Genomic DNA, 26,574 nt, shown 5'->3' on the forward strand with positions numbered 1-26,574 from the left:
AGTGTTTCGGAAGAGCGGTTCGGTCCTGCGGGCGGCGCTGCAACGCCGCCCGCACCCGTTCGCGAAGGAATTCAGGTCAGCTGACGCTGTGCGTCGCGGGTCTGGCTGACAGGACCACACCTCCTGTCTCTTCGAAGGCAGCCGCAAGCGACGGCGGGGCGTGTTGGTCGGTGATCAGGCCGTCGACCTCGCCGAGGGTGCAGACCCGGTAGGGCGCGACCTGACCGAGTTTCGCGGAATCGGCCAGGATGTAACTGCGGGCGCTGTTGGCGATGATGGTGCGCCGGACGTCGATTTCACTGAGATGGAAGTCGGTGAGCCCGACTCGGGCATCGACGCCGCCGGAGCCGAGCAGGGCGATGTCGGCATAGATGTCGGCAAAGAACGCCTTGGTGTGTGAGTTCGAGCAGGCCAAGTCGCCGGGCCGGACGCGGCCGCCGGCCATCAAAACCTCGATGCCGGGGCGATCAGCCAGTTCCACAGCGACAGGCAGCGACGGCGTAATGACTGTGCCGGTGAAATCTCGCGGGATCGCGCGCGCCACCGCGACGGCGGTGGTGCCGATGTCGATGACGATCGTCTGGCCGTTTTTCAGCAGGCGGACCGCGACCTTGGCCATCTGGGCTTTGGCCTGATGGCCGATCATCGAGCGCTCGGTGAACGACGGCTCTGCGCCGCGGTGATCCGCCACCGATGCCGCGCCGCCGTGGACCCGGCGGATGGCTCCCTTTTCTTCCAGCAGCGCCAGATCTCGACGTACGGTCTCGGCAGAGACACTGAGCCGCCGCACCAATTCGTCGGTGCTGATGACCTGACCAGTGCTGACTGCTTCGACGATCGCTTCGTGCCGCTCGACGGGGAGCATGTCAGATGACCGGAATTGTGGGTTTCTGACTGTGCATGACTGTAAGTGTGGAGTGTTGTGCTAATCACGTCAACCCAAGCTGGTGGGGACATGTCCATCGCTTCTCTGGAGACGTGGCTCGCGCGCCGGATCGGCATGATGGTGTGGTGACGCTGTCATCGGATCCGCTTACGCAGATCGCCCATAGCCCTGAGGGGGCGGCCGTCGGCGCGTTCTTCGACCTGGACGGCACCTTGGTCGCCGGGTTCACCGCGACCGCGCACGCCAGCGACCGGGTCCGCCGCGGGCAGGCCAGAATCGGCGAGGTCATGGGCGTCATCGAGGCTTCGCTGCGCTACAAACTGGGCCGCATGCAGTTCGAACGGCTGCTGGTCCGTGCCGCGGGCTACCTGCGCGGCGAGTCGCTGGCCGAACTCGACGATATCGGCGAGCGGCTATACGCCGAACAGATCGCGGCCCGGGTCTATCCGCTGATGCGTGAGGTCGTGGCGGCCCACCAATCCCGCGGACACACCGTGGTGCTCAGCTCGTCGGCGCTGACCATCCACGCCGAGCCGGTGGCTCGCGCGCTGGGGATCGACCACGTGGTGTGCAACACCTTCGAGCTCGACGATGCCGGTCGGCTGACCGGAGCCATCAACAAGCCCATCGTGTGGGGGCGGCAGAAAGCCGCTGCGGTGCAACGGTTTTGCGTCGCAAACGAGATCGACCTGGCGGGCAGCTACTTCTATGCCGACGGCGACGAGGACGGCGCACTGATGGCGCTGGTCGGCCACCCTCGGCCGGTCAATCCCCGGCCCGGCCTGGCGGCGAAGGCCGCCGCCAACGACTGGCCGGTGCTGCACCTGACCATCCCCGGCCGGCGCAGCAGCACGGCGAATGTAGTCGGGCACTTCCCCGCATTGGGCCGAGCCGCCCTGGGCGCGGCGTTCGCGTCCCTGGCGCTACGGGCCCGCCGACGCGACTGAGGCCCGTCCCCCACTACGGCATTGCGCGGTGCGGGACATCCGTGATCAGGCCGCCGTCGACCACAAACTCCGAACCGGTGGAGAACGACGACTCGTCGCTGGCCAGGAAGACGATGAAGGTGGCCACTTCCTCCGGCTTGCCGGGACGGCCCAGCGGGGCGCTGACCATGTCCTCGGGCAGGTGTTTGGTCATCGGCGTGCGGATGAAGCCGGGGTGCACCGAGTTGACCCGGATGTTGTCCGACGCCAGCTCCAGCGCGGCCGATTTCGTCAGCCCGCGCAGACCCCACTTGGATGCGACATAGGCGTGCACCCAGGAGGCGCCGCGCATGCCCTCGATGGACGAGACGTTGATGATCGAGCCACCGCCGGCCTCTTTCATCGGTGCCAGGACGGCCTTGATGCCCAGCAGCGCACCGGTCAGGTTGACGTCGAGGACCTTCTTCCAGCGCTCCACGTCCAGTGACTTCAGCGGCGCCACCTGGACGATGCCCGCGTTGTTCACCAACACGTTGACCTTGCCGAACTCGGAAATCGCGGTCTCGACGGCGGCCTCCCACTGATCGGCTTCTGTCACGTCGAGGTGCACGTAGCGGGCGGCGTCGCCCAGCTCGTCGGCCAGTTCTTTGCCCTTGTCGTCGAGGATGTCCCCGATCACAACCTTGGCGCCCTCGGCGACGAGCATCCGCGCGTCAGCGGCTCCCATCCCCTGAGCGCCGCCGGTGATGATGGCCACTTTGTCGTCTACGCGTCCCATGAGGCGTCAGGCTACCGGTAGCGCGCCCCGCGAGGTAGAACCTGTTCCAGTTTCGGCGCCGAATGCGCATACTGATCCCACCGAAGACCCGAGCGTCAGGAGAACTCATGGCCATCCGCGTTGCCCACATCGGCACCGGAAACGTCGGCCGGATAGCGCTATCCGAGCTGATCGAGAACCCGGCGTTCGAGCTCACCGCGTTGTGCGTATCCGCTGACGACAAGGTGGGCAAGGACGCGGGCGAGCTGGCCGGCCTCGACGTGAAGACCGGGATTCTCGCCACCAAGGACCTCGACGCCGTGCTGGCGACCGAACCCGAATGCGCCGTCTATTGCGCGATGGGCGACACCCGGATGCCCGAGGCCATGGAAGACGTCCGCAAGATCCTGGCCGCCGGCATCAATGTCGTCGGGTCGGCTCCGGTGGTGTTGCAGTTCCCGTGGCAGTCGATGCCGGACAAGTACATCGAGCCGCTGGAAGAAGCTGGACGCCTTGGCAATTCGAGCATCTACATCAATGGCGTCGACCCGGGTTTCGTCACCGACCTGATCCCGCTGGCGTTCGCCAGCACCTGTCAGAACATCCAGCAGGTGCGCTGTATGGAGATTGCCGACTACGCCACTTATGACGGTGCCACCGTGATGTTCGACGTCATGGGGTTCGGAAAGCCGCTCGACGAGGTGCCGATGCTGTTCCTGCCCGGTGTCCTCGGTATCGCCTGGGGCTGCGGCATCCGCCAGCTGGCCGCCGGGTTGAACATCGAACTGGACTCGATCGCCGAGAGCTACGAACGTGAGCCTGCCCCAGAGGCTTTCGACGTCGCTGCCGGCCACATCCCCAAGGGCGGCGTGGCCGCGGTGCGCTTCGAGATCAAGGGCATGGTCGGCGACCACGCCGCGATCGTCGTCGAGCACGTCACCAGGCTGCGCGAGGATCTGCGCCCGGACTGGGCGCAACCGGCCCAGGCCGGCGGCTCCTACCGGGTGGAGATCACAGGCGAGCCGTCCTACGTCGTCGACATCTGCCCGACGAGCAAGAAGGGCGACCACAACTACGCCGCCATCGCGGCGGGCGCGGGCCGCATCGTCAACGCCATCCCCGCGGTGATCGCAGCCCCGCCGGGCATCCGCACCACGCTGAACCTGCCGCTGGTGTCGGAAGTGGAGCTGTTCACCAAGCCGTGATTTCCGCCGAATGTCACGCCACAGTGATGCTCAGCCGACGCACGTGCCCGCGTTTGGCCGTCTCGGTGCCTGGGTAGTCCCGCTGCACTGTTCGACGGATGCGTAAAGGAGACACGGACATGGCTGTTCGGCGCTTGGTCCTTCTGCTGGGTGCGGTACTTCTGGTCGCCGGAGTGATCGCACTCTTGGTGCCGGTATCCACGCCGGACGGCAACGGCGGCAGCATTGGCTGCGGTAACGCGATCTCTGAAGACCTCGCCTCGGCGCGCGAAGCCAACAGCAAGGGCATCGCCAATGTGCCGATCCTCAACCAGATCATCCAGCACCCCGACTTCGTGGCCCAGTGCCAGTCGTCGGTGTCCTCACGGCGAGCCTGGTCCATCCCGCTGGCTGTGGTCGGCCTGCTCGTGGCCGGCGGTTCCCTCGTGGTCGGCGGACGCAGCGGGGTCGGCTCGAAGGCCTAGGGCCGGTACCCCGGGACGACTAGCGAGCCCGGGTAGTTCACGTAGTACGAGAGGCAGATCGGGCTGTGCCGGCAGGCGATGATCGCCCCGGCGTCGGGTGCCGCCCCGATCACCTGACTGCCTCGCGACGGCAGGTTGCAGTTCACCACGTAGGGGTTCAGCGGGACGACGCCATTGGTGCAGCCTGTCTCGGCGGTGGCCGACGGCGCGCTGACGGGTAGCAGTGTGAGAGTCAGCGCGACTACGACGGTCAGCGCTACGCGTCCTCGTCGGATTCGAAGCCTCGGAGTAACCATGGCGGACCCTCCATCTTTGATCCATGCCTGGCTGGTAACAGCCACCACAAACGGTACTCCTCGCAGCGGGCATCGAGGGCGGACTGCACCGATAGCCAGTAGTTCCCCCGCTGATAGCGGATACCTGGAACTGCCGAGTCACCGACGTACTAAACTAGAACACGTTCCAGTCTGCTTACGCCCCCGCTTAAAGGAGCCGGTCCATGCACACTGCCCTCTGCGACGAGCTCGGTATCGAGTTCCCTATCTTCGCGTTCACCCATTGTCGTGACGTCGTCGTCGCCGTCAGCAAGGCCGGCGGCTTCGGTGTCCTCGGTGCGGTGGGCTTCACACCAGAACAGCTCGAGATCGAGCTGAAGTGGATCGATGAGAACATCGGCGACCATCACTACGGCGTCGACATCGTGATCCCCAACAAATACGAGGGCATGGACTCCGGGCTGTCCGCCGACGAGCTGGCCAAAACGCTCGTCGACATGGTGCCCCAGGAGCATCTCGACTTCGCCCGCAAGATCTTGACCGACCACGGCGTTCCGCTGACGGCGGAGGATAACGAGAGCACCCTCCAGTTGCTCGGCTGGACCGAGGCCACCGCCACCCCGCAGGTCGAGGTCGCGCTCAAGCACCCCAAGATGACCATGATCGCCAATGCGCTGGGCACTCCGCCGAAGGACATGATCGAGCACATCCACGCCGAGGGCCGCAAGGTCGCCGCGCTCTGTGGATCGCCGTCACAAGCGAAAAAGCACGCCGCCGCCGGCGTCGACATCATCATCGCCCAGGGCGGTGAGGCCGGCGGCCATAGCGGCGAGGTCGGCTCGATCGTGCTGTGGCCGCAGGTGGTCAAGGAAGTTGCCCCGGTGCCGGTCCTGGCAGCCGGCGGTATCGGCAGTGGTCAGCAGATCGCTGCCGCGCTCGCCCTCGGCGCGCAGGGCGCCTGGACCGGCTCGCAGTGGTTGATGGTCGAGGAGGCCCACAACACCCCCGTCCAGCAGGCGGCCTACATCAAGGCCGGCAGCCGCGACACCGTCCGCAGCCGCTCCTTCACCGGCAAGCCGGCGCGAATGCTGCGCAACGATTGGACCGAGGCCTGGGAGAACCCGGACAACCCGAAGCCGCTCGGAATGCCGTTGCAGTACATGGTTTCCGGGCTCGCGGTATCGGCGACCAACAAATATCCGAACGAGACCGTCGACGTCGCGTTCAACCCCGTCGGTCAGGTCGTGGGTCAGTTCACCAAGGTGGAGAAAACCTCGACGGTGATCGAGCGCTGGGTGAATGAGTACCTGGAAGCCACCGGTCGACTCGAGGAGATCAACGAGGCAGCGGGCGTCTAGAACAGATGTGAATGTGCCGTCAGGGTTTTCGCCCTGGCGGCACATTTCATTTTCTAGCTGGCTGGGTAGAAGTCGTTTCCATTGCCCCAGTCACCGGAATGCATGGACCCCGGCTGCCAGCCCTGGGCGCCCAGGCACAGCATCGGCAGGCCGTCGGGCGACTGGGCCGCGGCCTGCGATCCCGGGCACGGCGCACCGACTGCCTGGACGCCGTAGATCTTGGGCGACAGAACCCAGAAGCCGACGTCCTCCGGTGGGCGGTCCATCCCGATCGGCGACTGCCCGGGAATCCAGTGGCAGGCCAACGGCTCCCCGCCGGGTCCGCGGCCGAAGACGAACCGGTCCCACCGATAGCACGGTGCGTTGAGGTAGGCGTCGTAACTCATGCCCGGCGGATCGCCGGGGAACGGCCCATGGGGCTCATCGGCGGCCGCGACCGGCGCTGCTGACAGCGCGGTGCCGGCGACGGCTGCTGCGATGACGAATTCGCGGAGCATCTATCCACCCTCTAGGTCTCAACCGCCAGGCCCTGTGCCCCCGCCGGCCTGCGCTGAGCCTAACGGCTGATGCGGGTGTGTCTTGGGCGAAACCGGAAAGGCGCGTTACGACACGGCGAGTTTGTGACGTGCGTGCAGATTTGGCCTTTGCCAAGCAGACCACCCGCATCGAAGCTTGCTAAGCTGCCCCGATTGCGTCGTCGGGGGTGAAGAAGGACGACGGGAGACGTTCTGTGGGTGGGCCATGTAGTGCCATTCGGGTAGTCGAGACGAGAATGACGCCACCGGCAAACCAGCTCGGGCATAAAGTGATGCTGACCAGATTGCCGGTAACCGGAACCACTGTCGAGATGCTCGAGGAGTTGCGCTGATGGCAGAGGCCCAGTTCCGGGTGGCGGTTGTCGCTGATCTGGAGTCGGCCCGCGTCGTCGCTTCCGGCGAGATCGATCTGGCCAATGTCGGCGAATTCCAGGACATCATGGCCAAGGCGTCGGCCGAGTCCGCCGCGCTGACCGTCGACTTGGCTGCGGTCACCTACTGCGACAGCGCGGCGGTTCGCGCCCTGTTCGCCCTGGCGGCCACCACCGCACTCACGATGATCGTGGCCTCGGAAGGGCCGATCAGGACATTGCTGGCAATCTCGGGTCTGGACCGGGTAGCCACCGTCATCACCGAGGAGTAAGCCGCGCCATGCCCGTGCCCGAGTTCCACCCGCGCGACCTGACCCAGCAGGGCGAGTTGTTCGAGCGGATCCTCGAACGTGTCCACCTGGATTTGCCGGATGCCGTCGGACTGGCGATCTCCGTCCACGACCGACAGCTCGACGAGGACGAGATGACGGTGCTGGCCGCCCGGGGGTATGGCGGCGAAGTCGTCGAGGCGCAGCTGGCCGGCCTCGGTGGTCCGGTGATCGACGCGTTCGTCCATCAGGTGCCGGTGTTGAGCCTGGAACTGTGGGCCGATGAGCGCTGGCCGGAGCTGACCTTGCCGGCCATGGAAGCTCGGATACCTGAGCACGGCCCGGCCTGGCGGGAGGTCCGCGGCTCGGTCGCGGTGCCCGGCGTATGGAAGGCCGACGGCACTGTGGTGTTGTCATGTGTGCTCGACCGGCCGGCGAGTGCCGGCACAGTGACCACACTGATCGGATACGAACAGCTGGTCGGCGCGGCGATGGTGTCGGCAGGTGCCGAGGATGGCACCGCGATCGCCGACATGCTGGCGGTACTGCAGTCGCGGGGCGCTATCGAACAGGCCAAGGGCGCGATCATGGGGCGCCTGGCGTGTGATGCCGACACCGCGTGGGCGACGCTGCGGCGAGCGAGCCACGAATCCAACGTGAAGCTGCGATCCCTGGCGGTGGCGCTGGTCGAACACATCAGTGGGTCACCGGCCGAACAGCCGGCGCTGGGCTCCCCCATCGTGCCCACCGATCAGGCTCGGCACGCCGCAGGCCTGCTGTGGGCAGTGCTGACTCACGACTCGACACCGATCGAACCGGCCAGCTGACACCTCGCCCGGCGCGGTGACGCGGATCTGAAGGTGATTGTTCGGGGAAACGCCGCTGCACCAGCGCGGCAATCGCGGGCTGAGATGGTTCGCTTATGCCATGTCCGCTCACGACCCGCTCCCGCGGGATGACGCACCCCGTTCGTCGTCGCGATTGTTGCCCTGGCTGGGGATCGGCGGGGTAGTCGCGGCGGTCGGGCTGGTGGTCGGGGTGACCGTGACATCCGGCTCGTCGGACACGCTGCCCGTCGCGCAGGCGGCACCCACCACGTCGACGACCGCCTCCACTGCGACGTCTGCGACCGCCACGACATCGGCGACCGCGACCGCGACCACCACGACATCGGGTGCGCCGACCTCATTCCAGGCCGACTCGAAGGGCTACGTCAACACCGGGGCCCGCTGCGACGAGAACCAGACGTTGATGGCCTACGGCCGCACCGCCAAGTCACTGGTGGTGATCTGTGTGAACGCCGACGGCGGGCTCGAGTACCGCGGCGTGCGCCTGTCCGACAACGCTCCCCTGCACCTGCCAATCACCCGCACCTCTGACGGCACGCTGATCGCGTCGAACGACGGTGTCACCTATGCGGTTTCGCCCACCCAGATCCTGGTCTCCTCGGGTAGCGAGGTGATCTACAAGGACTCGTGGATCGAGTTCAAGGAGGCGAGCTTCTCTCAGGGCAGCACCTCGTCGAGCGCGACCACGTCCGCTAGCGCGACACCGACGGTGAGCACCACCACCGTGACCGTGACGACGTCGGTGACCCCGACGACGACGAGATCCGGCGGCTAACAGCGGTTTACGTGTTGCGGCCGCCGTTGACGCCGAGGATTTGGCCGGTGATGTAGCCGGCTTCTTCGGAGATGAAGAAGGCGCAGGCCGCGGCGATGTCTTCGGGTCGGCCGATGCGGCGCACCGGTGTGGCGTTGATGGTGGCGTTGATATCGCCTAGGTTGCCGCGGGTTTCGGCTTTGCGCAGCATCGGGGTGTCGATGAAGCCGGGTGGGACGGCGTTGACGGTGATGCCGGCGGGGCCGTATTCCAGGGCAAGGCTTTTGGTCAGGCCGTTGACGCCGGATTTGGCGGCGACGTAGGCCGACATGTAGGGGACCCCGGAGTGGGTGCTCGATGAGGAGATGTTGACGATGCGGCCCCAGCCGGCCTCGATCATGTCGGGCAGGACGGCCTGGATGGTGTGGAAGACGCCGTGCAGGTTGATGTCGACGATCTTCTTCCAGTCTTCGAAGCTGATGTCGGTGAATCGGCGAAAGGAGTCCCGGCCGGCGGCGTTGACCAGGATGGTGACGGGTCCCAGGGCGGCATGGATCTCGGCGAGCGCGGCATCGATCTGGGCGCGGTCGGTGACATCGGCGATGTAGGAGAAGTCGGTCTCTGAGGCGTTGAGGTCGATCGTGGCGACGTGGTAGCCGTCGGCGCGCAGCCGATTGGCCACCGCCAAGCCGATTCCCGAACCGCCACCGGTCACCAACGCCGTCTTCGTGGTGGACACAAACTTCCCCTTTCCCGCGGCCGAACCGCCTGATGGACGAAAAATGTTGTGGAATTAAGACGTTCGTCGCGGTGTGCGCAATCCCAGTGCGCGCCGGCCGGCGTCGACGAGTTCACGATGCAGCCAGTCGTCGTCGGCGTTGCGTTTAGGATCGGCCGATCCGGCGATCCCGGCGAACACGAACTGCGCCCGGATGAACCCGCCCGGCCCGGGGTGGACATCGGCGAGCAGCGTCATCTGACGCGAGATCATCTGCGTCCATTCGCGGTTCGACTTCAGCACGGTGTGCACGCTCGGGTCGGAGGCCAGGACCGAGATCAGCATGGGGCTCTCTACCGCCAGCCTGGCGTAGCCGTTGAGCATCCGGTCGGCGCGGGCGTGCACGCCGCGCTGCCGCTCCGCATCGTCGACCACCGCGGTCAACCGGTCGATGATCGGCTCCAAGACCGCGGTCAGCAGTTGTTCGCGGGTCCGAAAGTGGTGGTAGATAGCGGCTTTGGTGAAACCGAGCTCGTCGGCGATCATCTGCAGCGACGTCCCGGCGAAGCTGTGCCGGATGAACAGGGTGATGGCGGCGTCGATAAGCCGCTGCCTGGTGTCCGGGGCGGGTGAGGTGGTGGCCACAGCGACTGCGCTCATCGTCGGCTCCCTTCACCCGGCTTTACGATCGGCTAGCAATCTACCATACGATCGACTAGCATCCTCCTTGCCGATCGTATGGCTGCGTGAACGTCGTGAAGGGACTCCCCAGTGACTGATGTGGATAGCGTGAACTTCTTCATGGATCGCGATGTGGTCGCTGATCCCTACCCCTATCTCGAGGCGCTACAGGCCCGCTGCCCCGTGTCGCGGGAGCCCCACAAGGGCGTGTGGATGGTCACTGGCTGGGAAGAGGCCACCGAGGTCGCCGGTGATGCCGACCGGTTCTCGTCCTGCATCGCGGTGACGGGTCCCTTCCCCGGTTTCCCGGTGCCCGTCGAAGGCCGCGACGACGTCGCCGAACTCATTGCCGCACACCGCGATGAACTGCCGTTCAACGATCAGCTGCCGGCGCTGGATCCGCCCGTGCACACCGATCACCGCGCGCTGCTCATGCGGCTCATCACGCCCAAGCGCCTCAAAGAGAACGAGGACGGGATGTGGACGATGGTGGACCGCGTCCTCGACGACTTCCTGGTCGGTGGGGGTGGCGAGCTGATCTCGGGCTTCGCCCAGCCGTTCACGCTGGTGATCATCGCCGACCTGCTGGGTGTGCCCGACACCGATCGCGACGAGTTCCTCGCCGAGATGCAGCGCGGCGCGCACCACGGCGGCGGCATCGGCAGCGTCAAGGGCGAAGCCCTGGCCAAGTCTCCGCTGGAATACCTCTACGACAAGTTCATCGCTTACATCGAAGACCGCCGGGCCAACCCCCGCGGTGACGTGCTTTCGGAGATGGCCGCTGCCACGTTCCCGGACGGCTCGGTACCCGACCCCGGCGACGTGGCCCGCGTCGCGGCCAACCTGTATTCCGCCGGTCAGGAAACCACGGTGCGGCTGCTCAGTGCGGCCCTGCAGATCCTCGGCGATCGCCCCGATATCCAGCAGGCGCTGCGCGAAGACCGCTCGAAAGTCTCCAACTTCATCGAGGAGGCGCTGCGCTTCGAGAGCCCGGTCAAGGGTGACTTCCGGTTATCGAAGGTGCCGGTGACCCTCGGCGGGGTGGATGTGCCGTCGGGCTCGACACTGATGCTGGTCCAGGCCGCGGCCAACCGTGACCCGCGCCGCTTCACCGATCCGAACACGTTCGACCCGGCGCGCTCGAATGCCCGGCAGCACATCGCATTCGGCCGTGGCATCCACACCTGCCCCGGCGCCCCGCTGGCTCGTGCCGAGGCACGCGTCGCGCTGGAGCGGCTGCTCGATCGCACCACCGATATCCGGATCAGCGAGGAGCATCACGGGCCGGCCGATGCCCGCCGGTACACCTACGTGCCCACTTACATCCTGCGTGGGCTCACCGAATTGCACCTGGAGTTCGACCTGTCATGAAAGCCAGCATCGATGACGGACGCTGCCGTGGCCACGGCGTGTGCACGACAATCTGTTCGGAGGTCTTCGCGATGACCGACGACGGCTACGCCGAGGCCATCCTCGACGAGGTGCCCGAAGAGCTTGCCGACCGCGCCCGCGAGGCTGCCGAGTCCTGCCCGGAGAACGCGGTGATTCTCGACTAGCTCGGGTAGTTCACGATCGAGCGCCAAAAGTCCTCCGGTATCTCGACATTCGAGCGCATGACCATCGCCAGTCCGGTGGCCATCGCCACCCCGAGCAATCCGAGCCACAGCCCGGCCAGTCCGATGACCACCCAGATAGCAACGGTCAGCGCGGGCCAGGGCGTCACGACCGCCAGCAGTGGCGCCAGGAAGAAGCCGGTGCCGACGAACCACGCCGAGCCGGCGCGGTCGGATTTCAGCACGAAACGAAGCCAGCTCGGGACCGGGGATGGATCGCTGTTCGTCATGATGTCCACGGTCCTCGACAGAGGTAGGCGAAGCAATTACCTCCCGGGTAATGGCATCGCGTATCGACTTGGGCGATGCTGGCTCAGGTGAGTGGCGCGACGTTCGGTGACCTACTGCGAGACTGGCGGCGCCGCCGTCGGCTCAGCCAGCTCGATCTGGCGTTGGCAGCCGACGTGTCGGCCCGGCACGTCAGCTTCGTCGAGAGCGGGCGGTCGACGCCGAGCCGTGCCATGGTGCTGCGGTTGGCTGATGCCCTGACGGTGCCGCCCCGCGAGCAGAATCACTTGCTGCTCGCTGCCGGATTGGCGCCGGCCTATGCCGAACGCGCCGTCGAGGATCCCGGGATGGCGGCGGTGCGCGCCGGCATCGACCGGGTGCTGGCCGCCTACGATCCGTACCCGTGTCTGGCGGTGAACCGCAACTGGGATGTGGTGCAGGCGAACCCGGGCACTGCGACGATGCTCGACGGGGTCGCGCAGTACCTGCTCGAGTCGCCCAACGCGCTGCGGATTGCGCTGCACCCCGACGGCCTGGCGCCGCGGATCCGCAACCTCGGGCAATGGCGACACCATCTGCTGAGCCGGCTGCGGCGAGAGGCGGGGGCGAGCGGTTCGGCCGAACTGCTGGCCGAGCTCGAGTCCTATCCCGGTGGCGAGGACGGTGCGAGGGATCTCGGCGGCGTCGCGGTGCCGCTGGAGCTCTACCGGCTCGACGGGGTACTGCTGAGCTTCATCTCGATGGTGACAACGTTCGGGACGGCCCTTGACCTGACTGCTGCGGAGCTGAGTATCGAGGCATTCCTACCCGCCGACGAATCTACCGCCGAGGCGTTGAGGCTCCCGCTGGCGCCGGTGTAGAACACGTTTCAGTTGCGAGTTTCCCGAAGCCGGTAGCAAGGCCTCCGTGCGTGGTGTAGGCATGGATCACCGGGCACTAGATGACGTCATATGGAGGTGCGCTGTACATGCCCAGCCCTAACCTGCCCCCTGGTTTCGACTTCACCGATCCGGATCTGAACAACGAGCGGCTGCCCGTCGAGGAACTCGCCGAGCTGCGTCGTACCGAGCCGATCTGGTGGAACGAGCAACCGAGAAATGTCGGCGGCTTCGACGACGACGGGTACTGGGTCGTCAGCAAGCACAGGGACGTCAAGGAGATCTCGCGGCGCAGCGACGTCTTCTCCAGCCTGGAGAACACCGCCCTGCCCCGCTACCCGGACAATGCGGCTGTGTCACACAAGGACACCGGCCAGTTCATCCTGCTGAACATGGACGCGCCGCGGCACACCCATTTGCGCCAGATCGTCTCGCGGGCGTTCACCCCGCGGGCTATCGAGACGTTGCGCGCGGATCTGGCCGAGCGAGCCCAGGCGATTGCCAAGGCCGCCGCCGCGGAGGGTTCCGGCGACTTCGTCGAACAGGTCTCCTGCGAGCTGCCCCTGCAGGCGATCGCCGACCTCATGGGGGTCCCGCAGGACGAGCGCAAGAAGCTCTTCGACTGGTCCAATCAGATGGTCGGCGAAGCGGACCCCGAGTTCGCCCGCAACGACCCACAGGGCGCCGCCGGCGAGCTGATCATGTACGGCATGCAGATGGCCGCCGACCGGACTGCCAACCCCGGCGACGATCTGGTGACCAAGCTGGTGCAGGCCGATGTCGACGGGCACAAGCTCTCCGACGACGAGTTCGGCTTCTTCGTCATTTTGTTGGCGGTCGCCGGCAACGAGACCACCCGCAACTCGATCACCCACGGCATGACGGCCTTCACCGATTTCCCGGACCAGTGGGAGCTGTACAAAGCGCAGCGCCCGAAGACCGCGGTCGACGAGATCGTCCGGTGGGCCACCCCCGTCACGTCATTCCAGCGCACCGCCCTGGAAGACACCGAGCTCAGTGGGGTCACGATCAAGAAGGGCCAGCGGGTGGTGATGTCCTACCGATCGGCAAACTTCGACGAAGAGGTCTTCGAGGATCCGTTCAGCTTCAACATCTTTCGCGACCCCAATCCGCATGTCGGCTTCGGCGGTACCGGTGCTCACTACTGCCTCGGCGCCAACCTGGCCAGGATGACGATCGATCTCATGTTCAACGCGATCGCCGACCACATGCCGGATCTGACCGCGCTGGCCAAACCGGAGCGGTTGCGGTCGGGCTGGCTCAATGGCATCAAGCACTGGCAGGTCGACTACACCGGAGCCAGCGCCGGCGCGTAGGAGCCGTCGATACAGTCGAGGTGTGACGGATACCGGCTGGACACTGACTGCCTCCGAAGGCGAACTGCAGATACTCACCGGGGTGGCGGGTCCGGCCGCCATGATGGGCCACCGGCTTACCATTGCCATGGCATCGTGGCGCGCCGACGTGCAGTGGCGTGGCAAGCAGCCCACCGCGGCGGAGCTGGTGGTCGACGTCGACTCGCTGCAGGTGGTCAAGGGTGAGGGTGGCGTCACGCCCCTGACCGGGCCGGAGAAGGGTGTGGTGCGGTCCAACGCCTTGAAAGCGTTGGAAGTCAAGAAGTTCCCGCAGATCACGTTCACTGCCACCGACATCACCAAGGCCATCGGCGGCTACCGGCTGGATGGCACTGTCAACATCCACGGCACGTCGCGGCCACAGACGGTCGACCTGGCGGTCGAAGATACCGGCGGCGTGTGGGTGCTGACCGCTTCAGCGCCGGTGCGCCAGACGCAGTTCGGGATCAAGCCGTATTCCTTGTTCGTGGGATCGCTGAAGGTGGCCGACGAAGTGAACATTCGGTTCACGGCGCGCTACCCGAAGTAGCCGCTGTGCGGTCGATTGCCGGCCGGGTGCCCACGGAATTGGTCTGACCACTTGACCTCTGCCCTCTGCGTGGGCATGGTGGGGACATGGCGCTGCAGCCGGTGAACCGGCGTTCCGTACCTGAAGACGTCTTCGAGCAGATCCTCGCCGATGTGCTCAGTGGTGAGATGCAGCCCGGTGAGCCGCTGCCCAGCGAGCGTCGGCTCGCCGAGGTGCTCGGCGTTTCCCGCCCTGCGGTCCGCGAGGCGCTCAAGCGGGTCGCGGCCGTCGGACTGGTCGAGGTGCGCCACGGTGACTCAACCACCGTGCGCGACTTCCGCCGCCACGCCGGACTCGATCTGCTCCCCCAATTGCTGCTGCGCAACGGCCAACTCGACGTCTCGGTGGCCCGCAGCATCCTCGAGGCCCGCCTGCACAACGGGCCTAAGGTGGCAGAGCTGGCCGCTGCGCGTCATTCTGCGGGGCTGGGAGATCTGCTGGAGGAATCGATCGCCGCGCTGGTCGTCGCGGAAGATCCCGTCGAGCAGCAGCGGCACGCTCTGACGTTTTGGGATCACGTGGTCGACGGCGCCGACTCCATCGCATTCCGGTTGATGTTCAACACCTTACGGGCAGCCTACGAGCCGGCGCTGTCCGCGCTGGCCACGCTGATGGCCGCCGAAGTCGGGCAGCCGAAGGCATACCGCACGCTGGCCCGTGCGATCGTGGCCGGCAAACCCGCAGCGGCGTCCGCCGCCGCCCGCGAGCTCCTGGAGCCCGCGACCACCGCGCTGGTTGCGGCATTGGCCGCGCTGGAGGGACAGCAATGAGCGCATCGACGAACGCCCGCCGCGGACTCACGCTCGCCGATGCGGCCCGGGAGTTCTGGCGGCATCCCAGCCCGTGGCTGTTCGTCATAGCGCTAACCGCAGCCGTCGTCGCCAGGATCATGATCGGTGACTGGCAGATCGGTGACGCCGTGGTGCCCTTCGCCATCGCGGCGGCGTTTCCGTTCCTGGAGTGGACTATTCACGTCTTCGTGCTGCATTGGCGCCCGCGCCGGCTAGGCCGGGTCACCCTGGACCCACTGCTCGCTCGAAAGCACCGCGAGCATCACATCGCCCCACGCGACGTGGACCTGGTGTTCATCCCGCTGCAGTCCGCGATCGGTGCCGTGGTGGCAGCGGTGGCGATCGCACTGGTGCTGTTCCCCCGCACGGGCATGGGGTTGACGTTCCTGGTGGTGATGCTGACGTGTGGCGTGGCCTACGAATGGTGCCACTACCTGGTGCACACCGATTACAAGCCGAAAACCGTTGTCTACCGGGTGATCTGGCGCGACCACCGGTTGCATCACTTCAAGAACGAGCACTACTGGTTCGGGGTGACCACCCCGGGCACCGCCGATCGAGTGATGCGCACCTACCCGGACCCGGCAACCATGCCGGCCTCCCCGACCGCGAAAAACCTGCACGCCATGGGCGATACGAAAAGTGCTGGTGCAGTTAGGCGTTGACGACGACCGGGTCGCCGACGTGCACCTGATCGAAGTACCAGGCGGCGTTGTCCGGGCTCAAATTGATGCAGCCGTGGCTGACATTCGCGTTGCCCTGCGAACCCACCGACCAGGGCGCGGAGTGCACATACACCCCGCCCCAGGTGATGCGGACGGCGTCGGCCACCGTGAGCTTGTAGCCCTCGGGATCACTGAGCGGGATGCCGATGGTCCGGGAGTCCATCACCACCGAGGCCTGCTTCTCCAGGACGTTGAAACTGCCCACCGGAGTCGGGTGCTTGGGCTTGCCCATCGATGCCGGCATCTGACGGACCACCTGTCCGTCGATGCTGACGGTGAAGGTGTGAGCCGAGATATTGGCCACGCCAAGCACAATGGAGCCGGTGTCGAACGTCCGCGGAATGCCGCCGGCCATCATGGTGATCTCGGAGTGCGCCGGCCAGTACTGGGCCGGGACGAACTGGACCGTCTTGTCGTCCAGCCACTCGAAGCGCCCCGCGACGTTCGCCGGTGATACGACGCTGATCGACTGCTGGGCCTGCCAGCGATCCACGATCGGCTTGGTGAACATCACGGTGATCGGCTGGGCCACCCCGACGACCTGACCGTTGGTGGGCTGCACAGAAGCGACTGTCGCCCCGTCGATCGAGGGGGCGACGGAGGCCATACTGGTATGCACCGAAGCTGCCATCGCCAGCATCGCGATCCCCGCGGCGGCAAATGCTCGTCGAACTGCTCTGGCCATGGATCCCGTCCTAGCGTGGGCGATCAGCAAAGCGCCAGTCTAAATGGTCGCCGCCGATGCGCTCGCCAAACATGCGGTGACATGCCGCAAGTGCGGGTTATCCGCCGTGCAACCGCTCCCAGATGCGCTCGCGCAGCGACTCCTTTGGCTGCACGGCGGGCGGGTCGGTGACGGCAGGAAGCTGCGGCGCGTCGGCGGGGGCGATTGGCACGTCGGCAGGCGGGGCCGCGGGTGGCGGCGGCACATTCATCGTCATCGCCACCACCGGAACGTAGTCAAAGGTCGGCTTGGCTTCCGGCTGCGGGGCTGTCGAGGTCTGCGCTCCTTCGGGAGCCGTGAGCTCCTGAGGTGCCGGTGCCTCAGGCGCGGTCTCTGGTCGCAGCGCGGGCGTTTCGGCGGTGTTCACGACGTCGCGGTGCTGAACCTGGGAACCGCGATCCGGCAGCAGTTCCAGGCCCACTGCCACCGATGCCGAGGCCACGAACGCCACCACACCGCCGGCCAGTAGCACTGTGGCGCTGCGCAGTGCCTTCGATTCGCGCCGCGCCGCGACCGGCAGCGCGGGAAGGGCGAACAGTGGATCGTCGAATGCGCCGATGCCGTTCACTGAGGCCAGGGCCGCACCCCGGGCCAAGGCCAGCTCCGCCTCGGCCGGGGCGAAGACCGGGATGCCCGCGACCTGCTCGAGGCGGCGAGCGATCGACTCGAGGCCGTCGCCCGAACCCAGCAACACCAGCCCGTCGGGCTGCCATTCGCTATTGCCCAGTAGGTCGGACAGCCAGCCGATCAGATCGTGGTCGGTCTGCAGCTCGTGACTGATGGCGGTTTGCACCGCACCTTCGTGCGCGTCGACGATCAGGGTGACGACGGCCTCGGGCTCCACCACACATACCGCGGTGACGTCGGATCCGATCACCTGCCCTATCCCGCGCGCGAACGCTTCGGTGGCTTCCGGCAGCCTGATGGGGATCACGTTGTCGAATCCGCTGTCGGCCAGCGAGTCCAGCAGCAGCGAGGCCTCGACCGACGCGTCGTCGCTCCAGGTCACGCCGATGGACTGCAGGCGCTGACCACCCGCAATGGCTTGTGTGCGCGACAACGCCTCGGCGACGAACTCCGAAGTCGTCACGGGGCTGAACCCGCCCCGGCGTACCTCGAATGCGTCGTGGCCCTTCGTGGCGCCGTCGATTCCATCACCTTCGACTAGGACGAGTCCGACAGTGGTCGGCGTCATCGACAGCCCCAGGACGGTGTCCAACTGAAGCACTCCTCTCCGGTCCTGACTTCGCCGGCGTCACGCAGCACGTACCGAGGCACAAACGCCTGGTGCGTTACTTCGCGCTGGACGCGCCGGAAGCGAACCGGGACAGCGTGGTCGTCTTCGATCTCCGTGGAGCCTACCCGCAGTCGCCTATACCGGCGAATGAGCACCGTGGGGTCCCGCTATGGAGACGAAGTGATAACGGTGAACACCTTCCTCCCGGCGCGGAGGTCTGGTGGTCAGCCCCGGTGCGGCAGCGTGGCGACCATCGGGGTGTCTATGCCGACCGGGCCGAGCTCGTAGGCGCCGCCCGGATTCCCGATCGGGGCGGCCCGGCCTGGCAGGATCTCATTGAAGAAGGCCGCGTTGTCGGCGAGGAACTTCTTTTCGCCGTCGGGCAGATCTGCTTCGAAGTAGATGGCGTCGACCTCGCACAGGATTTTGCAGGCCCCGCACTCCACACACTCAGTGGGATTGATGTACATGGTCCGGTCGCCCTCGTAGATGCAGTCGACCGGGCATTCCTTCATGCAGGCCTTGTGTTTGATATCGACACACGCACTGCTGATCACGTAGGTCATGACCGACAGCTTATGTGTGACCAGTCGTCGCAGACACGGGCAGAAGGCCCGCGGCGCCGGGGACCAAAGTCCCGATCCGCAGGGACTCAGCGGGGCAATGCGGCCGTCACGTCGACCCATCCGGTGGTGTCGCTTCGGTGGTCGGCGGTGTCGCGGCATTCGCCGTAGATCTGCATCGTGCCCCGGTCGCCGGCGTCGGTGTTGCGGAAGTAGATGACGGTCACCCCGCTGCGGGTGAAGGTGCGGCCGCCGGGATGGCGGCTCGGTGGCATCGCCTCCGTCCACCCGTTCGCCGTCATCGCCGCCGCGATCGAGCTGAAGTACTTCGGGGTGTCCAGCACCGCGGGCACGTTGAAGTTGAGGTAGATCGCGCCTTGGTACGGCGGCTCGTCGGCGTTCTTGCACGACATCAGCAGATAGTTGGCGGTGACACCGGTGAGCTTGCCGGCGCCGGCGATCTCCCGGGCCGGAGCCAGCACCTGGAGCCGGGCCTGCTCGTCGGTCAACGGTTGCGCGACCGGATCGACGGCTGCTCCCCGAAGATCCCGAAACTGGTGCAGCGCAATAAAACTCAAGCCAAGTATCAGGCTGACGAGCAGTGCGGCCGCGATCAGCAGCACTGCGGGTCTGGAGCGGAGGCCGGTCGCGGCAGGCATCACATCACAACGGCGTTCAGTTGTCGGGGTGCTGGTCGAAGAAGTGCACGCCCGGCGTCGCGGCACCGATCGTCACCATTGCGTCTCCTCACCGATGCCGACGACGCGCACATGTTAGCAACCGGCGAAGGACCAAAGACCCTACGAGATGTGGGCCTTGGACTCGTGACGCGACCGGCGCGCAGCCCATAGCGTCGAACACGACATCATGACGCGGCGCACGCCGGGGGATGCGTCGGAGGTGTGCCCGTTCACCCACAGGCGGTGAGGCCGAGGGCTGGCGGCGACCGTCAGCTCTTGGCCAGGGTGAACTGACAGATGTCGGTGTAGCCGTCGCGGAACAGTTCAGCGCAGCCCGTCAGGTACCGCATGTAGCGGTCGTAGACTTCGCGCGACTGCAAGGCCACGGCCTCTTCTTCATTGGCTTCTAGCGCGGTGGCCCATTGGTCCAGGGTGCGCGCGTAGTGCAGCCGCAGCGGATGGACCCGGTTGACGGTGAAGCCGGCCTGGGTGGCGTGCTCTTCGACGACCGTGACCTTAGGCAGCCGACCGCCGGGGAAGATCTCGTCCATGATGAACTTGAAAAACTTCAGATGCCGCATTGTGATTGGCATTTCGCGCGCGACGAATTCTTCGTCACTCGGCTTGACGATGGTGTGCAGCAACATCACTCCGTCGGCGGGCAGCGCCTCGTAAGCCATTGTGAAGAAGGGGTCGTAACGGTCGTATCCGAAGTGTTCGAACGCGCCGATGGATACGATCCGGTCGACCGGTTCGTCGAACTGCTCCCAGCCCTCCAGCAGTACCCGCTTGGATCGCGGGCTGTCCGATTCGTCGAAGAGTTGCTGGACGTGCAGCGCCTGATTCTTGCTCAGGGTCAGCCCGACGACGTTGACGTCGTATTTCTCCAAGGCCCGCATCATCGTCGCACCCCAGCCGCAGCCAACGTCGAGCAGCGTCATACCGGGCTGCAGGCCCAACTTGCCCAGCGATAGGTCGATCTTGGCGATCTGTGCTTCCTCGAGCGTCATATCCTCGCGCTCGAAATAGGCGCAGCTATAGGTCTGCGTCCTGTCGAGAAAGAGACGATAGAAGTCGTCGGACAGGTCGTAATGGTGCTGCACGTCGTCGAAGTGCGGTTCCATAGCTACTGCCCTCGCCGTTGAATTAAGCAATTTGAGTCCTGTTCTTGCATTCGCACAACGGCCCACCCCCGCAAGACCGACCACTCTCTCCGAGTTCTGTAACCCCGGTAGCGTACGTGACCGGTTGATAAGTCCCCACTTGAGCAAACTGTGAGGCAGCTGAGTGTCACCTCAGGACGAATTTCCGGCACCCTTCTCCTTGCCATAGATCGGCTGGCCGTCGTCGTCGAGCCAGTCGTTGACGGCGGTGCCGGTGACGGTGTTGTGGGAACCGGGCAAAACGGCGGTGGGCCGGTCCTCGTACGCCTTCATCATCTCTTTGGCCTTGGCCCGCGCACTCTCGTCCGGCTCCGGCTTCTCGGTGTGGCCTTGCTGCTGTGATCCCTGTTCAGAGTGCCTTTCGGGGCGTTCCGGAGTGCTCACGAGGGCGCTCCCTTCTCGTCCGTTAGGGCGATGGTGACGGTGTGGTCGGCGAGGGTTTGCCGCACTGTGCAAGGGACTGCCCAGTTGTGTGACCCACCAAACAGTGACATTTCGCTGAGCAACGACACGAGTGGCCAAAACAGCGTCCGAGCACCGTCCTCACCGCTTTTCAGGCAAAGTTGAGCTATGGACGCAAAGCTCCCGCTTCGCCACGGCCGCCGGCTTTTGACCCTGCTGGCGGCCCTGTTGCTGGTGCCGGGCCTGCTGGCCGGGCCCGCACATGCCACCCCGGCGGCCGCCGGGCCGCTGCCTTTGGCTCCGCTGGATCGGTCCGCGGTGCTGGGGCAGGTCACTCCGGGGTTGGTCGATATCAACACGACGCTCAACTATCAGAGCGCGGTCGGCGCCGGCACCGGCATCGTGCTCGACGCAGGCGGCGAGGTGCTGACCAACAACCACGTCATCGAGGGCGCGACCAGCATCACCGCCACCAGCCTGGCCAACGGACGTACCTATCCCGTCGACGTGATCGGCTATGACCGCACCAACGACATCGCCCTGGTCCGGTTGCGCGGCGCCAGCGATCTGCCGGTCGCGGCGCTGGGCACCTCCTCGTCGATCGCCGTGGGCGACGAGATCGCGGCGATCGGCAACGCCGGCGGGGCCGGCGGGGCACCGAGTTTCTCGCCGGGCAACATCACGCAGGTGGGTGCATCAGTGCGGGCCTCTGACGAGTCCGGCGGCGGTTCCCGCGAACTCACCGACCTCATTCGGGTGGCCGCCGATGTGCGGCCCGGCGACTCGGGCGGCCCACTGGTCAACGCCGCCGGTCAGGTGATCGGCGTGAATGTGGCGGCCACTCTCACCTACCGGATGGGCAATGTGCGCGGCGGCGAGGGCTTCGCCATTCCGATCGACCGTGCGCTCGGCGTGGCGAACGCAATCCGATCCGGTGGCGGCGCGGGTGTGCACATGGGTGACACCGCCTTCATCGGCGTCGGCATTGCCGATGCGAAAGACGGTGGCAACACGGGAGCTGTTGTGCGCCAAGTGCTTCCGGGCGCTCCAGCCGGCGGAATCGGCATCGCAAGCGGCGACGTCATCGTCGGGGTCGACGGTGTCACTATCAACACCGCCACCGATCTGTCCAACGTCATGGACGCCCACCGCCCCGGTGACACCATTGTGCTGAATTGGATCGACCGGGAGGGCACTCCACAGAACGCGAGCGTGGTGCTCGGTGCCGGACCGGTCGGCTGAGCTCAGGTGTGCAGTTCGGCTCGTAGCTGCATGAAGCGAAACAGGCCGGGCCGGCCCGCCACCGATTGGTAGGTGCTGACCAATTCGTCGATGAACGCGGCACGTTCGAACTCGGGTAGCAGGTCGGTCCAGGCTGTGCACCCCACCGTGCACCATGCCGTGAACTGATCGGTGGACTCGAAATCCCATTCGCGCTCGCGCACGGCCAGCGCATCGATCTGAAGGCCGCAGTCCTGCGCCAGCTCGCGGAAATCCGCTGGGTCGGGGTGGCTGAACGGCGCGCTGAACGCGGCGAAGTACGGTGCCCATCGCTGACCGCGCGTCACCTGCATCGCAGTGGATTCGATGCTCGGCCGGGCGCTTCCGCAGACCATCTGGATCAGGGCTTTGCCGCCCGGGCGGACCGCGGCAGCGATACCGCGGAGTGCTTCACCGAGCCGCGGCACCCAGTGCAGCGCGTTGAACGAGATCACCATGTCGAAGCTGGGGCCGAACGGCAATCGGCGCGCGTCAGCGCAGACGAACACCGGACCGGCCGGCGCGGTGGCGCCGGTCTGTCCCGCGGCGGCCACCATCCGCGGTGAGGCATCGACGCCGACGATGTATCCGCGCGGAAGGCGAGCGGCGACCTCTCGGGTGAGGAAGCCGTCGCCGCAGCCGATGTCGAGCACCCATTCACCGCCGTCGACGACGAGTTCGGCCAGGGTCTCGGCGGCCACTGACCGCTGCAGGCTGCTGACCCGGCTGTAGTCCCGGCCACTCCAGTCCGCCACCGACACAGTTAACGTCAACGGTGATATCGGCGGCAATAGCGAGGATGGAACCCATGACCACTGCCCGGGCGCGCGGCGCCGCAGCGATGATGACGATTTTTGCCGTGGTGACGGCCGCACCGGTGCAGGCCGATTCAGCAGAACCGTTGTACAGCCTGGTCGACGCCGCTGCTCAGCGCCTGCAGACGGCCGATGCAGTGGCTGCCAACAAGTGGCTGACCGGTGGCCCGATCACCGATCCCGCCCGGGTCAAGGTCGTGCTGGACGCCGTGTCCAAAGATGCTGAATCTCGCGGTGTGACAACCGATTACGCGACCCGTGCGTTCACCAATCAGATCAACGCGACCGAGGCGATCGAGTACGCCAGGTTCGCCGGCTGGAAGTTCGACGGGGCGGGCGCACCAAGTTCGGCACCGGACCTGTCGGCGTCGCGATCAATCATCGACGGGCTCAACCACCAGATTGTCGAGCAATTCGCCGTGCAGTGGCCGCTGCTGAATTCACCGGGCTGCGGTCCCGCGCTGGCTGCCGCCAAGACCGTCGTCGCCGGCGAGCGACAGTTCGACGATCTCTACCGCACGGCGCTGGATACCGCGACCCGGTCGTATTGTCCTGCAGGCTAACTGGCCGGGTGCGGGTTGCCCAGGTACGGGAACTCACTGAGGGTGTCGGTGTGCGGAGCCAGACCACTCGGCGGGCAGTCGCCCTTGGTCAGGAACGCCAGCCGGTAGTCGATGACGTCGTCGGTGGTCACCCGCCCGTTGGGGTACTTCGCCGGCTTGCTCGGGTCGAAGTGCAGCATGTCGGGCAGGGTGCCCTCGCGCTCGATCTCCGCGACGGCCTCCTTTTCGGTGTAGCCGCCGGTGTGCCCCATGAGGTGGACGAATTGCGCCGTCCAGCGCGCCTTGTCATTGACCGGCACGCTGGCGTTGTACTCCAGCTTGGTGTCGTCGGTGTTGAAGAAGCTGCTCACCGACGGATGGCCGGCGCGGTCGACGTGCAGCAACTCGCCGTCTTGTTTGAGGCTGCATCGGCCCCAGATCCGGATGTCAGGGTTGGCCCCGAGTTCGGTGGTCGGCAGTTCGATGGCGATCGAGAACACGTTGGCCGTGAGGTTGGAGTCCACTCCGGTCCACGGCGACGTGCTACCCAGGTGTGGCGCGGTGAAGTTGCGTCCACCAGTGATGTCGAACAGGTTCTTGATGCCGTCGAAGTCGAAGAAGAACGCGTCGCTGCGCGCACCGGCGGCGAAGGTGTACTCCCCCGACCGGTGAACGTTGGCGCCTGTGCCAAATGACACCTCGACCGCGTCGAAGATCTTCTCGCCCAGCGGAAGTGGAGACTCCGCTTCGTCCCCGACTGCCTTGAAGACGTCGACGGTCTGACGGCCGTCGACGGGCTCAGAGAAGACGAAGCTGAACGCGATGTCGTTGAGCAGATCGCCGTTGTTGTCGACAGCCAGCCGGTAAATGGCGTCGGGGTGCAACGCGTCGGCGTTGGGGTTCGCGTTGAGGATCAGCACTGTGCGGGTCGGGTCGGCCGGGGCCTGGAATGCGTACAGGTCGCAGAGATCCAAACGCTGGTCTCCCAGAGGCGGGCCGAGGCTCAGACCGGTGAAATGATTCGACATGGCAGAACTCCTCAGACGCGGTCTTGTGGAAAAACACCAGTGGGCACAAATACCCGCCAACTGCACTTTGCCGGATCAATTCTGTCGCGGCAACAACTCATCGATGAAACGGTCGATGAACTCGTCGGCCGGCGTGCCACCCAGCGGGCGGATGACGAACTTGCTCAGACCCGCGGCGATGAAACCGTCGAGCTGCCTGTGCAATTGCGGCCAGTCGCCGGCCAGCAGATCGGCCGGATCCGCGTCGGGCCGCCGCGCGCGGACTCCGGCCACCACCTGTGCAGGCAGGCCACCGTCGCCGACGGCCAGGCTCAAGCCGAAGTGATCCGGTTCGATCACACGGCCGGCTTCGGCGGCCGCACGCTCGATGCTTTCACGCGCTACGTGAGCCTCAGCGGGTGTGAGGAAGCTGCCCAGCCAGCCGTCGGCCAGGCGCCCGATCCGGCGGAATGCCGCCGGGGCCGAGCCGCCGAGCCAGATGTCGACTGGCACGGGCGGCCGGATGCCCAGCGACACGTCGGCGAGCTGAAAGAATCGGCCGGCAAAGCTCACCTCGTCACCGGTCAGCAATGTACGCAGCACTTCCAGCGCTTCGTCGAACACCGCGGCGCGCTGGCCGTCGGGGACCGGGAACAGATCCCACTCCGCCGGTGACGCGGGCCGCAGTCCGAACGCCGGCAGCACCCGCTTGGGGCCGAGCGCGGCCAGCGATACAAGTGCCTTGGCGACCAGAACCGGATTACGGCCGGGCAGCACCGCCACCGAGGTGCCGACCTTGAGGCGCTCGGTGCGGCCCAGGGTGTACGCCATACCGGCGAACGGGTCGACGGCCGGGGTGTAGACGAGTTCGGAGAACCACAGGGAGTCGATGCCCGCCGACTCCAGCCGGTCGACGACGTGAGGCAGGTCCTGAATCGCGTTGCCGAAGCTGATGCCGAACCGGATCTTCACGTCGCCCATCCCGCCACGGTAACCCTGCCGGATGTCGCGACACAGCCACGGATGTGCCACGTTTCGAGACTCGCGGACCTTAATCTGTGGTTGTGACGGATGTTACGGATGTGGTTTCTGGGACCGGCAAGTGCCCGAGGTAACCCGGCGCCAGTTCGTCGTCGGGCTACTTGCCTCGGCCAGCCTGGTGGGGACATCCAGCGCGATCGCGATGTCGCAGACTCCCCCGCCGGCGGCCGCCAAGAGCCCGCCCCCGCCGGTCGGTGCGGCGCCGTTGTTGCCCCCGCCGCCGCCGATCGACCGGGTGCCGCTGCCCGGCGGCGGTGAACTGACCAAGCTGCCCGGCAAGGGCGACCTGCTGGCACTCACCGTGGACGACGGCGTGAACTCGGACGTGGTGCGGCTCTACACCCAGCTGGCCAAGGACACCGGGATCCGGCTCACCTTCTTCGTCAACGGGGTCTACGACTCCTGGCGCGACAATGCCGCACTGTTGCGGCCTCTGGTCGATTCCGGCCAGATCCAGCTCGGCAACCACACCTGGTCGCACCCCGATCTGACCACGCTGCCCAAGGATCAGATCGCAGACCAGTTGCGGCGTAACGATCAATTCCTGCGCACCACGTTCGGTGCCGACGCCACACCCTATTTCCGGCCGCCCTACGGCAGTCACAACGACGACGTCGATGCCGTCGCGGCCGATCTCGGGTACCGGGTCCCCACCCTGTGGGCCGGATCGCTGGCCGATTCCACACCGGTGGCCGAGGACTTCATCGTGAAGATGGCCGACCAATACTTCATCCAGCAGAACATCGTCATCGGCCATCTCAACCATCTGCCGGTCACCCATGTCTACCCCGCTCTGGTGGACATCATCCGGTCGCGCAACCTACGCACGGTCACGCTGAACGACGTATTCCTGCAGCCGGAGATACCGCACGTCACCTCGGCTTAATACCCCGGGTCGCTACGCTCCGGCCCG

Annotated in this window: 33 protein-coding genes; 17 read left to right on the forward strand and 16 right to left on the reverse strand. The window is 66.1% G+C overall.

Going from position 1 to position 26,574, the window contains the following annotated elements; genetic code table 11:
• Window positions 1–76 precede the first annotated feature (76 nt).
• Window positions 77–865 carry a DeoR/GlpR family DNA-binding transcription regulator gene (locus CG716_RS15345; RefSeq protein WP_094481045.1) on the reverse strand — a complete coding sequence of 263 codons (789 nt, stop codon included), beginning with the start codon at window positions 863–865 and terminating at the stop codon, window positions 77–79.
• Between the two features lie 143 nt (window positions 866–1,008).
• Here CG716_RS15345 and CG716_RS15350 point away from each other — a divergent pair, with 143 nt between their 5' ends.
• Window positions 1,009–1,833, forward strand: a complete 825-nt coding sequence (locus CG716_RS15350) for an HAD family hydrolase (protein WP_094481047.1) — start codon at window positions 1,009–1,011, stop codon at window positions 1,831–1,833.
• Between the two features lie 13 nt (window positions 1,834–1,846).
• On the opposite strand, the gene CG716_RS15355 is transcribed toward CG716_RS15350, so the two are convergent.
• Window positions 1,847–2,590 carry a glucose 1-dehydrogenase gene (locus CG716_RS15355; RefSeq protein ID WP_094481049.1) on the reverse strand — a complete coding sequence of 248 codons (744 nt, stop codon included), beginning with the start codon at window positions 2,588–2,590 and terminating at the stop codon, window positions 1,847–1,849.
• A gap of 107 nt (window positions 2,591–2,697) precedes the next feature.
• On the opposite strand from CG716_RS15355, the gene CG716_RS15360 reads away from it, so the two are divergent.
• Both CG716_RS15360 and CG716_RS15365 read left to right on the forward strand, forming a co-directional pair.
• Window positions 2,698–3,774, forward strand: coding sequence for an NAD(P)H-dependent amine dehydrogenase family protein (locus CG716_RS15360; protein ID WP_094481051.1), 1,077 nt, complete (start codon window positions 2,698–2,700; stop codon window positions 3,772–3,774).
• 119 nt (window positions 3,775–3,893) lie between these two features.
• A complete protein-coding gene (locus CG716_RS15365; RefSeq protein WP_094481053.1) occupies window positions 3,894–4,238 on the forward strand; it encodes an aminopeptidase in 345 nt (114 codons plus the stop codon).
• On the opposite strand, the gene CG716_RS15370 is transcribed toward CG716_RS15365, so the two are convergent.
• Window positions 4,235–4,534: a hypothetical protein gene (locus CG716_RS15370; RefSeq protein WP_234817863.1), complete on the reverse strand. Its 300-nt coding sequence runs from the start codon at window positions 4,532–4,534 to the stop codon at window positions 4,235–4,237. The genes CG716_RS15365 and CG716_RS15370 overlap by 4 nt on opposite strands.
• 203 nt (window positions 4,535–4,737) lie before the next feature.
• Here CG716_RS15370 and CG716_RS15375 point away from each other — a divergent pair, with 203 nt between their 5' ends.
• Window positions 4,738–5,871, forward strand: coding sequence for a nitronate monooxygenase (locus CG716_RS15375; protein ID WP_094481055.1), 1,134 nt, complete (start codon window positions 4,738–4,740; stop codon window positions 5,869–5,871).
• Window positions 5,872–5,924: 53 nt separating this feature from the next.
• Here the strand turns inward: CG716_RS15375 and CG716_RS15380 are convergent, their stop codons facing one another.
• The gene (locus tag CG716_RS15380) at window positions 5,925–6,368 is read right to left on the reverse strand and encodes a hypothetical protein (protein ID WP_094481057.1); all 444 of its coding nucleotides are present in this window, start codon (window positions 6,366–6,368) and stop codon (window positions 5,925–5,927) included.
• A 370-nt stretch (window positions 6,369–6,738) separates the two neighbouring features.
• Between CG716_RS15380 and CG716_RS15385 the strand changes: the two genes are divergently transcribed.
• The 3 genes from CG716_RS15385 (at window position 6,739) to CG716_RS15395 (ending at window position 8,670) form a co-directional block, all read left to right on the forward strand.
• Window positions 6,739–7,050, forward strand: a complete 312-nt coding sequence (locus CG716_RS15385; RefSeq protein WP_094481059.1) for an STAS domain-containing protein — start codon at window positions 6,739–6,741, stop codon at window positions 7,048–7,050.
• An 8-nt stretch (window positions 7,051–7,058) separates the two neighbouring features.
• On the forward strand, window positions 7,059–7,874 hold the full coding sequence (locus tag CG716_RS15390) for an ANTAR domain-containing protein (RefSeq protein ID WP_094481061.1): 816 nt from the start codon (window positions 7,059–7,061) through the stop codon (window positions 7,872–7,874).
• 100 nt (window positions 7,875–7,974) lie between these two features.
• Window positions 7,975–8,670, forward strand: coding sequence for a hypothetical protein (locus CG716_RS15395; RefSeq protein WP_094481063.1), 696 nt, complete (start codon window positions 7,975–7,977; stop codon window positions 8,668–8,670).
• Between the two features lie 7 nt (window positions 8,671–8,677).
• On the opposite strand, the gene CG716_RS15400 is transcribed toward CG716_RS15395, so the two are convergent.
• Window positions 8,678–9,388, reverse strand: coding sequence for an SDR family NAD(P)-dependent oxidoreductase (locus tag CG716_RS15400; RefSeq protein WP_094481065.1), 711 nt, complete (start codon window positions 9,386–9,388; stop codon window positions 8,678–8,680).
• A gap of 54 nt (window positions 9,389–9,442) precedes the next feature.
• A complete protein-coding gene (locus CG716_RS15405; RefSeq protein WP_094481067.1) occupies window positions 9,443–10,027 on the reverse strand; it encodes a TetR/AcrR family transcriptional regulator in 585 nt (194 codons plus the stop codon).
• A 141-nt stretch (window positions 10,028–10,168) separates the two neighbouring features.
• On the opposite strand from CG716_RS15405, the gene CG716_RS15410 reads away from it, so the two are divergent.
• A complete protein-coding gene (locus CG716_RS15410) occupies window positions 10,169–11,419 on the forward strand; it encodes a cytochrome P450 (RefSeq protein ID WP_094481271.1) in 1,251 nt (416 codons plus the stop codon).
• Entirely contained in the window at window positions 11,416–11,604 is a 189-nt protein-coding gene (locus tag CG716_RS15415) for a ferredoxin (RefSeq protein WP_094481069.1), read from the forward strand. Before CG716_RS15410 ends, CG716_RS15415 begins: the two co-directional genes overlap by 4 nt.
• On the opposite strand, the gene CG716_RS15420 is transcribed toward CG716_RS15415, so the two are convergent.
• On the reverse strand, window positions 11,601–11,891 hold the full coding sequence (locus CG716_RS15420; RefSeq protein ID WP_094481273.1) for a hypothetical protein: 291 nt from the start codon (window positions 11,889–11,891) through the stop codon (window positions 11,601–11,603). The genes CG716_RS15415 and CG716_RS15420 overlap by 4 nt on opposite strands.
• 75 nt (window positions 11,892–11,966) lie before the next feature.
• Between CG716_RS15420 and CG716_RS15425 the strand changes: the two genes are divergently transcribed.
• The 5 genes from CG716_RS15425 to CG716_RS15445 all read left to right on the forward strand — a co-directional run bounded on the left by CG716_RS15425 (window position 11,967) and on the right by CG716_RS15445 (window position 16,167).
• Window positions 11,967–12,749 carry an MmyB family transcriptional regulator gene (locus CG716_RS15425; protein ID WP_094481071.1) on the forward strand — a complete coding sequence of 261 codons (783 nt, stop codon included), beginning with the start codon at window positions 11,967–11,969 and terminating at the stop codon, window positions 12,747–12,749.
• A 107-nt stretch (window positions 12,750–12,856) separates the two neighbouring features.
• Entirely contained in the window at window positions 12,857–14,104 is a 1,248-nt protein-coding gene (locus CG716_RS15430) for a cytochrome P450 (RefSeq protein WP_094481073.1), read from the forward strand.
• Window positions 14,105–14,126: 22 nt separating this feature from the next.
• Complete coding sequence (locus CG716_RS15435; protein ID WP_094481075.1) at window positions 14,127–14,672, forward strand: YceI family protein; 546 nt, start codon at window positions 14,127–14,129, stop codon at window positions 14,670–14,672.
• 86 nt (window positions 14,673–14,758) lie between these two features.
• A complete protein-coding gene (locus CG716_RS15440) occupies window positions 14,759–15,481 on the forward strand; it encodes a FadR/GntR family transcriptional regulator (RefSeq protein ID WP_094481077.1) in 723 nt (240 codons plus the stop codon).
• Window positions 15,478–16,167, forward strand: coding sequence for a sterol desaturase family protein (locus CG716_RS15445; protein ID WP_094481079.1), 690 nt, complete (start codon window positions 15,478–15,480; stop codon window positions 16,165–16,167). Before CG716_RS15440 ends, CG716_RS15445 begins: the two co-directional genes overlap by 4 nt.
• Here the strand turns inward: CG716_RS15445 and CG716_RS15450 are convergent.
• The 6 genes from CG716_RS15450 to CG716_RS15475 all read right to left on the reverse strand — a co-directional run bounded on the left by CG716_RS15450 (window position 16,157) and on the right by CG716_RS15475 (window position 20,978).
• Window positions 16,157–16,912 carry a L,D-transpeptidase gene (locus CG716_RS15450; RefSeq protein WP_094481081.1) on the reverse strand — a complete coding sequence of 252 codons (756 nt, stop codon included), beginning with the start codon at window positions 16,910–16,912 and terminating at the stop codon, window positions 16,157–16,159. The two genes, CG716_RS15445 and CG716_RS15450, sit on opposite strands and share 11 nt — an antisense overlap.
• 97 nt (window positions 16,913–17,009) lie before the next feature.
• On the reverse strand, window positions 17,010–18,170 hold the full coding sequence (locus CG716_RS15455; RefSeq protein WP_133066950.1) for a DUF7159 family protein: 1,161 nt from the start codon (window positions 18,168–18,170) through the stop codon (window positions 17,010–17,012).
• Window positions 18,171–18,412: 242 nt separating this feature from the next.
• On the reverse strand, window positions 18,413–18,754 hold the full coding sequence (gene fdxA, locus CG716_RS15460) for a ferredoxin (protein ID WP_094481085.1): 342 nt from the start codon (window positions 18,752–18,754) through the stop codon (window positions 18,413–18,415).
• An 86-nt stretch (window positions 18,755–18,840) separates the two neighbouring features.
• Window positions 18,841–19,410 carry a lipoprotein LppJ family protein gene (locus CG716_RS15465; RefSeq protein ID WP_133066951.1) on the reverse strand — a complete coding sequence of 190 codons (570 nt, stop codon included), beginning with the start codon at window positions 19,408–19,410 and terminating at the stop codon, window positions 18,841–18,843.
• A gap of 290 nt (window positions 19,411–19,700) precedes the next feature.
• On the reverse strand, window positions 19,701–20,555 hold the full coding sequence (locus CG716_RS15470; protein WP_094481089.1) for a cyclopropane mycolic acid synthase family methyltransferase: 855 nt from the start codon (window positions 20,553–20,555) through the stop codon (window positions 19,701–19,703).
• A gap of 171 nt (window positions 20,556–20,726) precedes the next feature.
• A complete protein-coding gene (locus tag CG716_RS15475) occupies window positions 20,727–20,978 on the reverse strand; it encodes a hypothetical protein (RefSeq protein ID WP_094481091.1) in 252 nt (83 codons plus the stop codon).
• A gap of 186 nt (window positions 20,979–21,164) precedes the next feature.
• Here CG716_RS15475 and CG716_RS15480 point away from each other — a divergent pair, with 186 nt between their 5' ends.
• Entirely contained in the window at window positions 21,165–22,238 is a 1,074-nt protein-coding gene (locus CG716_RS15480) for a S1C family serine protease (protein WP_094481093.1), read from the forward strand.
• A 2-nt stretch (window positions 22,239–22,240) separates the two neighbouring features.
• Here the strand turns inward: CG716_RS15480 and CG716_RS15485 are convergent, their stop codons facing one another.
• Entirely contained in the window at window positions 22,241–23,011 is a 771-nt protein-coding gene (locus CG716_RS15485; protein WP_094481275.1) for a class I SAM-dependent methyltransferase, read from the reverse strand.
• 53 nt (window positions 23,012–23,064) lie between these two features.
• Here CG716_RS15485 and CG716_RS15490 point away from each other — a divergent pair, with 53 nt between their 5' ends.
• Window positions 23,065–23,634 carry a chorismate mutase gene (locus CG716_RS15490; RefSeq protein WP_094481277.1) on the forward strand — a complete coding sequence of 190 codons (570 nt, stop codon included), beginning with the start codon at window positions 23,065–23,067 and terminating at the stop codon, window positions 23,632–23,634.
• Here CG716_RS15490 and CG716_RS15495 read toward each other — a convergent pair.
• Both CG716_RS15495 and CG716_RS15500 read right to left on the reverse strand, forming a co-directional pair.
• A complete protein-coding gene (locus CG716_RS15495) occupies window positions 23,631–24,641 on the reverse strand; it encodes a DUF4331 family protein (protein WP_094481095.1) in 1,011 nt (336 codons plus the stop codon). The genes CG716_RS15490 and CG716_RS15495 overlap by 4 nt on opposite strands.
• 75 nt (window positions 24,642–24,716) lie before the next feature.
• Complete coding sequence (locus tag CG716_RS15500) at window positions 24,717–25,592, reverse strand: TIGR03854 family LLM class F420-dependent oxidoreductase (RefSeq protein WP_094481279.1); 876 nt, start codon at window positions 25,590–25,592, stop codon at window positions 24,717–24,719.
• Between the two features lie 130 nt (window positions 25,593–25,722).
• Here CG716_RS15500 and CG716_RS15505 point away from each other — a divergent pair, with 130 nt between their 5' ends.
• A complete protein-coding gene (locus CG716_RS15505; RefSeq protein WP_094481097.1) occupies window positions 25,723–26,547 on the forward strand; it encodes a polysaccharide deacetylase family protein in 825 nt (274 codons plus the stop codon).
• Window positions 26,548–26,574: the final 27 nt, after the last annotated feature.

Source organism: Mycolicibacterium sphagni (assembly GCF_002250655.1).
GTDB lineage: Bacteria > Actinomycetota > Actinomycetes > Mycobacteriales > Mycobacteriaceae > Mycobacterium > Mycobacterium sphagni.

Bases quoted from the DNA above. Each gene is read 5' to 3' on its own strand.
- CG716_RS15420 (WP_094481273.1), bottom strand. From the start codon at position 11,891: ATGACGAACAGCGATCCATCCCCGGTCCCGAGCTGGCTTCGTTTCGTG.
- CG716_RS15440 (WP_094481077.1), top strand. From the start codon at position 14,759: ATGGCGCTGCAGCCGGTGAACCGGCGTTCCGTACCTGAAGACGTCTTC.
- CG716_RS15450 (WP_094481081.1), bottom strand. From the start codon at position 16,912: ATGGCCAGAGCAGTTCGACGAGCATTTGCCGCCGCGGGGATCGCGATG.
- CG716_RS15425 (WP_094481071.1), top strand. From the start codon at position 11,967: ATGCTGGCTCAGGTGAGTGGCGCGACGTTCGGTGACCTACTGCGAGAC.
- CG716_RS15480 (WP_094481093.1), top strand. From the start codon at position 21,165: ATGGACGCAAAGCTCCCGCTTCGCCACGGCCGCCGGCTTTTGACCCTG.
- CG716_RS15470 (WP_094481089.1), bottom strand. From the start codon at position 20,555: ATGGAACCGCACTTCGACGACGTGCAGCACCATTACGACCTGTCCGAC.
- CG716_RS15385 (WP_094481059.1), top strand. From the start codon at position 6,739: ATGGCAGAGGCCCAGTTCCGGGTGGCGGTTGTCGCTGATCTGGAGTCG.
- CG716_RS15395 (WP_094481063.1), top strand. From the start codon at position 7,975: ATGTCCGCTCACGACCCGCTCCCGCGGGATGACGCACCCCGTTCGTCG.
- CG716_RS15360 (WP_094481051.1), top strand. From the start codon at position 2,698: ATGGCCATCCGCGTTGCCCACATCGGCACCGGAAACGTCGGCCGGATA.
- CG716_RS15390 (WP_094481061.1), top strand. From the start codon at position 7,059: ATGCCCGTGCCCGAGTTCCACCCGCGCGACCTGACCCAGCAGGGCGAG.
- CG716_RS15365 (WP_094481053.1), top strand. From the start codon at position 3,894: ATGGCTGTTCGGCGCTTGGTCCTTCTGCTGGGTGCGGTACTTCTGGTC.
- CG716_RS15430 (WP_094481073.1), top strand. From the start codon at position 12,857: ATGCCCAGCCCTAACCTGCCCCCTGGTTTCGACTTCACCGATCCGGAT.
- fdxA (WP_094481085.1), bottom strand. From the start codon at position 18,754: ATGACCTACGTGATCAGCAGTGCGTGTGTCGATATCAAACACAAGGCC.
- CG716_RS15490 (WP_094481277.1), top strand. From the start codon at position 23,065: ATGACCACTGCCCGGGCGCGCGGCGCCGCAGCGATGATGACGATTTTT.
- CG716_RS15445 (WP_094481079.1), top strand. From the start codon at position 15,478: ATGAGCGCATCGACGAACGCCCGCCGCGGACTCACGCTCGCCGATGCG.
- CG716_RS15405 (WP_094481067.1), bottom strand. From the start codon at position 10,027: ATGAGCGCAGTCGCTGTGGCCACCACCTCACCCGCCCCGGACACCAGG.
- CG716_RS15355 (WP_094481049.1), bottom strand. From the start codon at position 2,590: ATGGGACGCGTAGACGACAAAGTGGCCATCATCACCGGCGGCGCTCAG.
- CG716_RS15370 (WP_234817863.1), bottom strand. From the start codon at position 4,534: ATGGTTACTCCGAGGCTTCGAATCCGACGAGGACGCGTAGCGCTGACC.
- CG716_RS15495 (WP_094481095.1), bottom strand. From the start codon at position 24,641: ATGTCGAATCATTTCACCGGTCTGAGCCTCGGCCCGCCTCTGGGAGAC.
- CG716_RS15415 (WP_094481069.1), top strand. From the start codon at position 11,416: ATGAAAGCCAGCATCGATGACGGACGCTGCCGTGGCCACGGCGTGTGC.
- CG716_RS15465 (WP_133066951.1), bottom strand. From the start codon at position 19,410: ATGCCTGCCGCGACCGGCCTCCGCTCCAGACCCGCAGTGCTGCTGATC.
- CG716_RS15345 (WP_094481045.1), bottom strand. From the start codon at position 865: ATGCTCCCCGTCGAGCGGCACGAAGCGATCGTCGAAGCAGTCAGCACT.
- CG716_RS15410 (WP_094481271.1), top strand. From the start codon at position 10,169: ATGGATCGCGATGTGGTCGCTGATCCCTACCCCTATCTCGAGGCGCTA.
- CG716_RS15380 (WP_094481057.1), bottom strand. From the start codon at position 6,368: ATGCTCCGCGAATTCGTCATCGCAGCAGCCGTCGCCGGCACCGCGCTG.
- CG716_RS15375 (WP_094481055.1), top strand. From the start codon at position 4,738: ATGCACACTGCCCTCTGCGACGAGCTCGGTATCGAGTTCCCTATCTTC.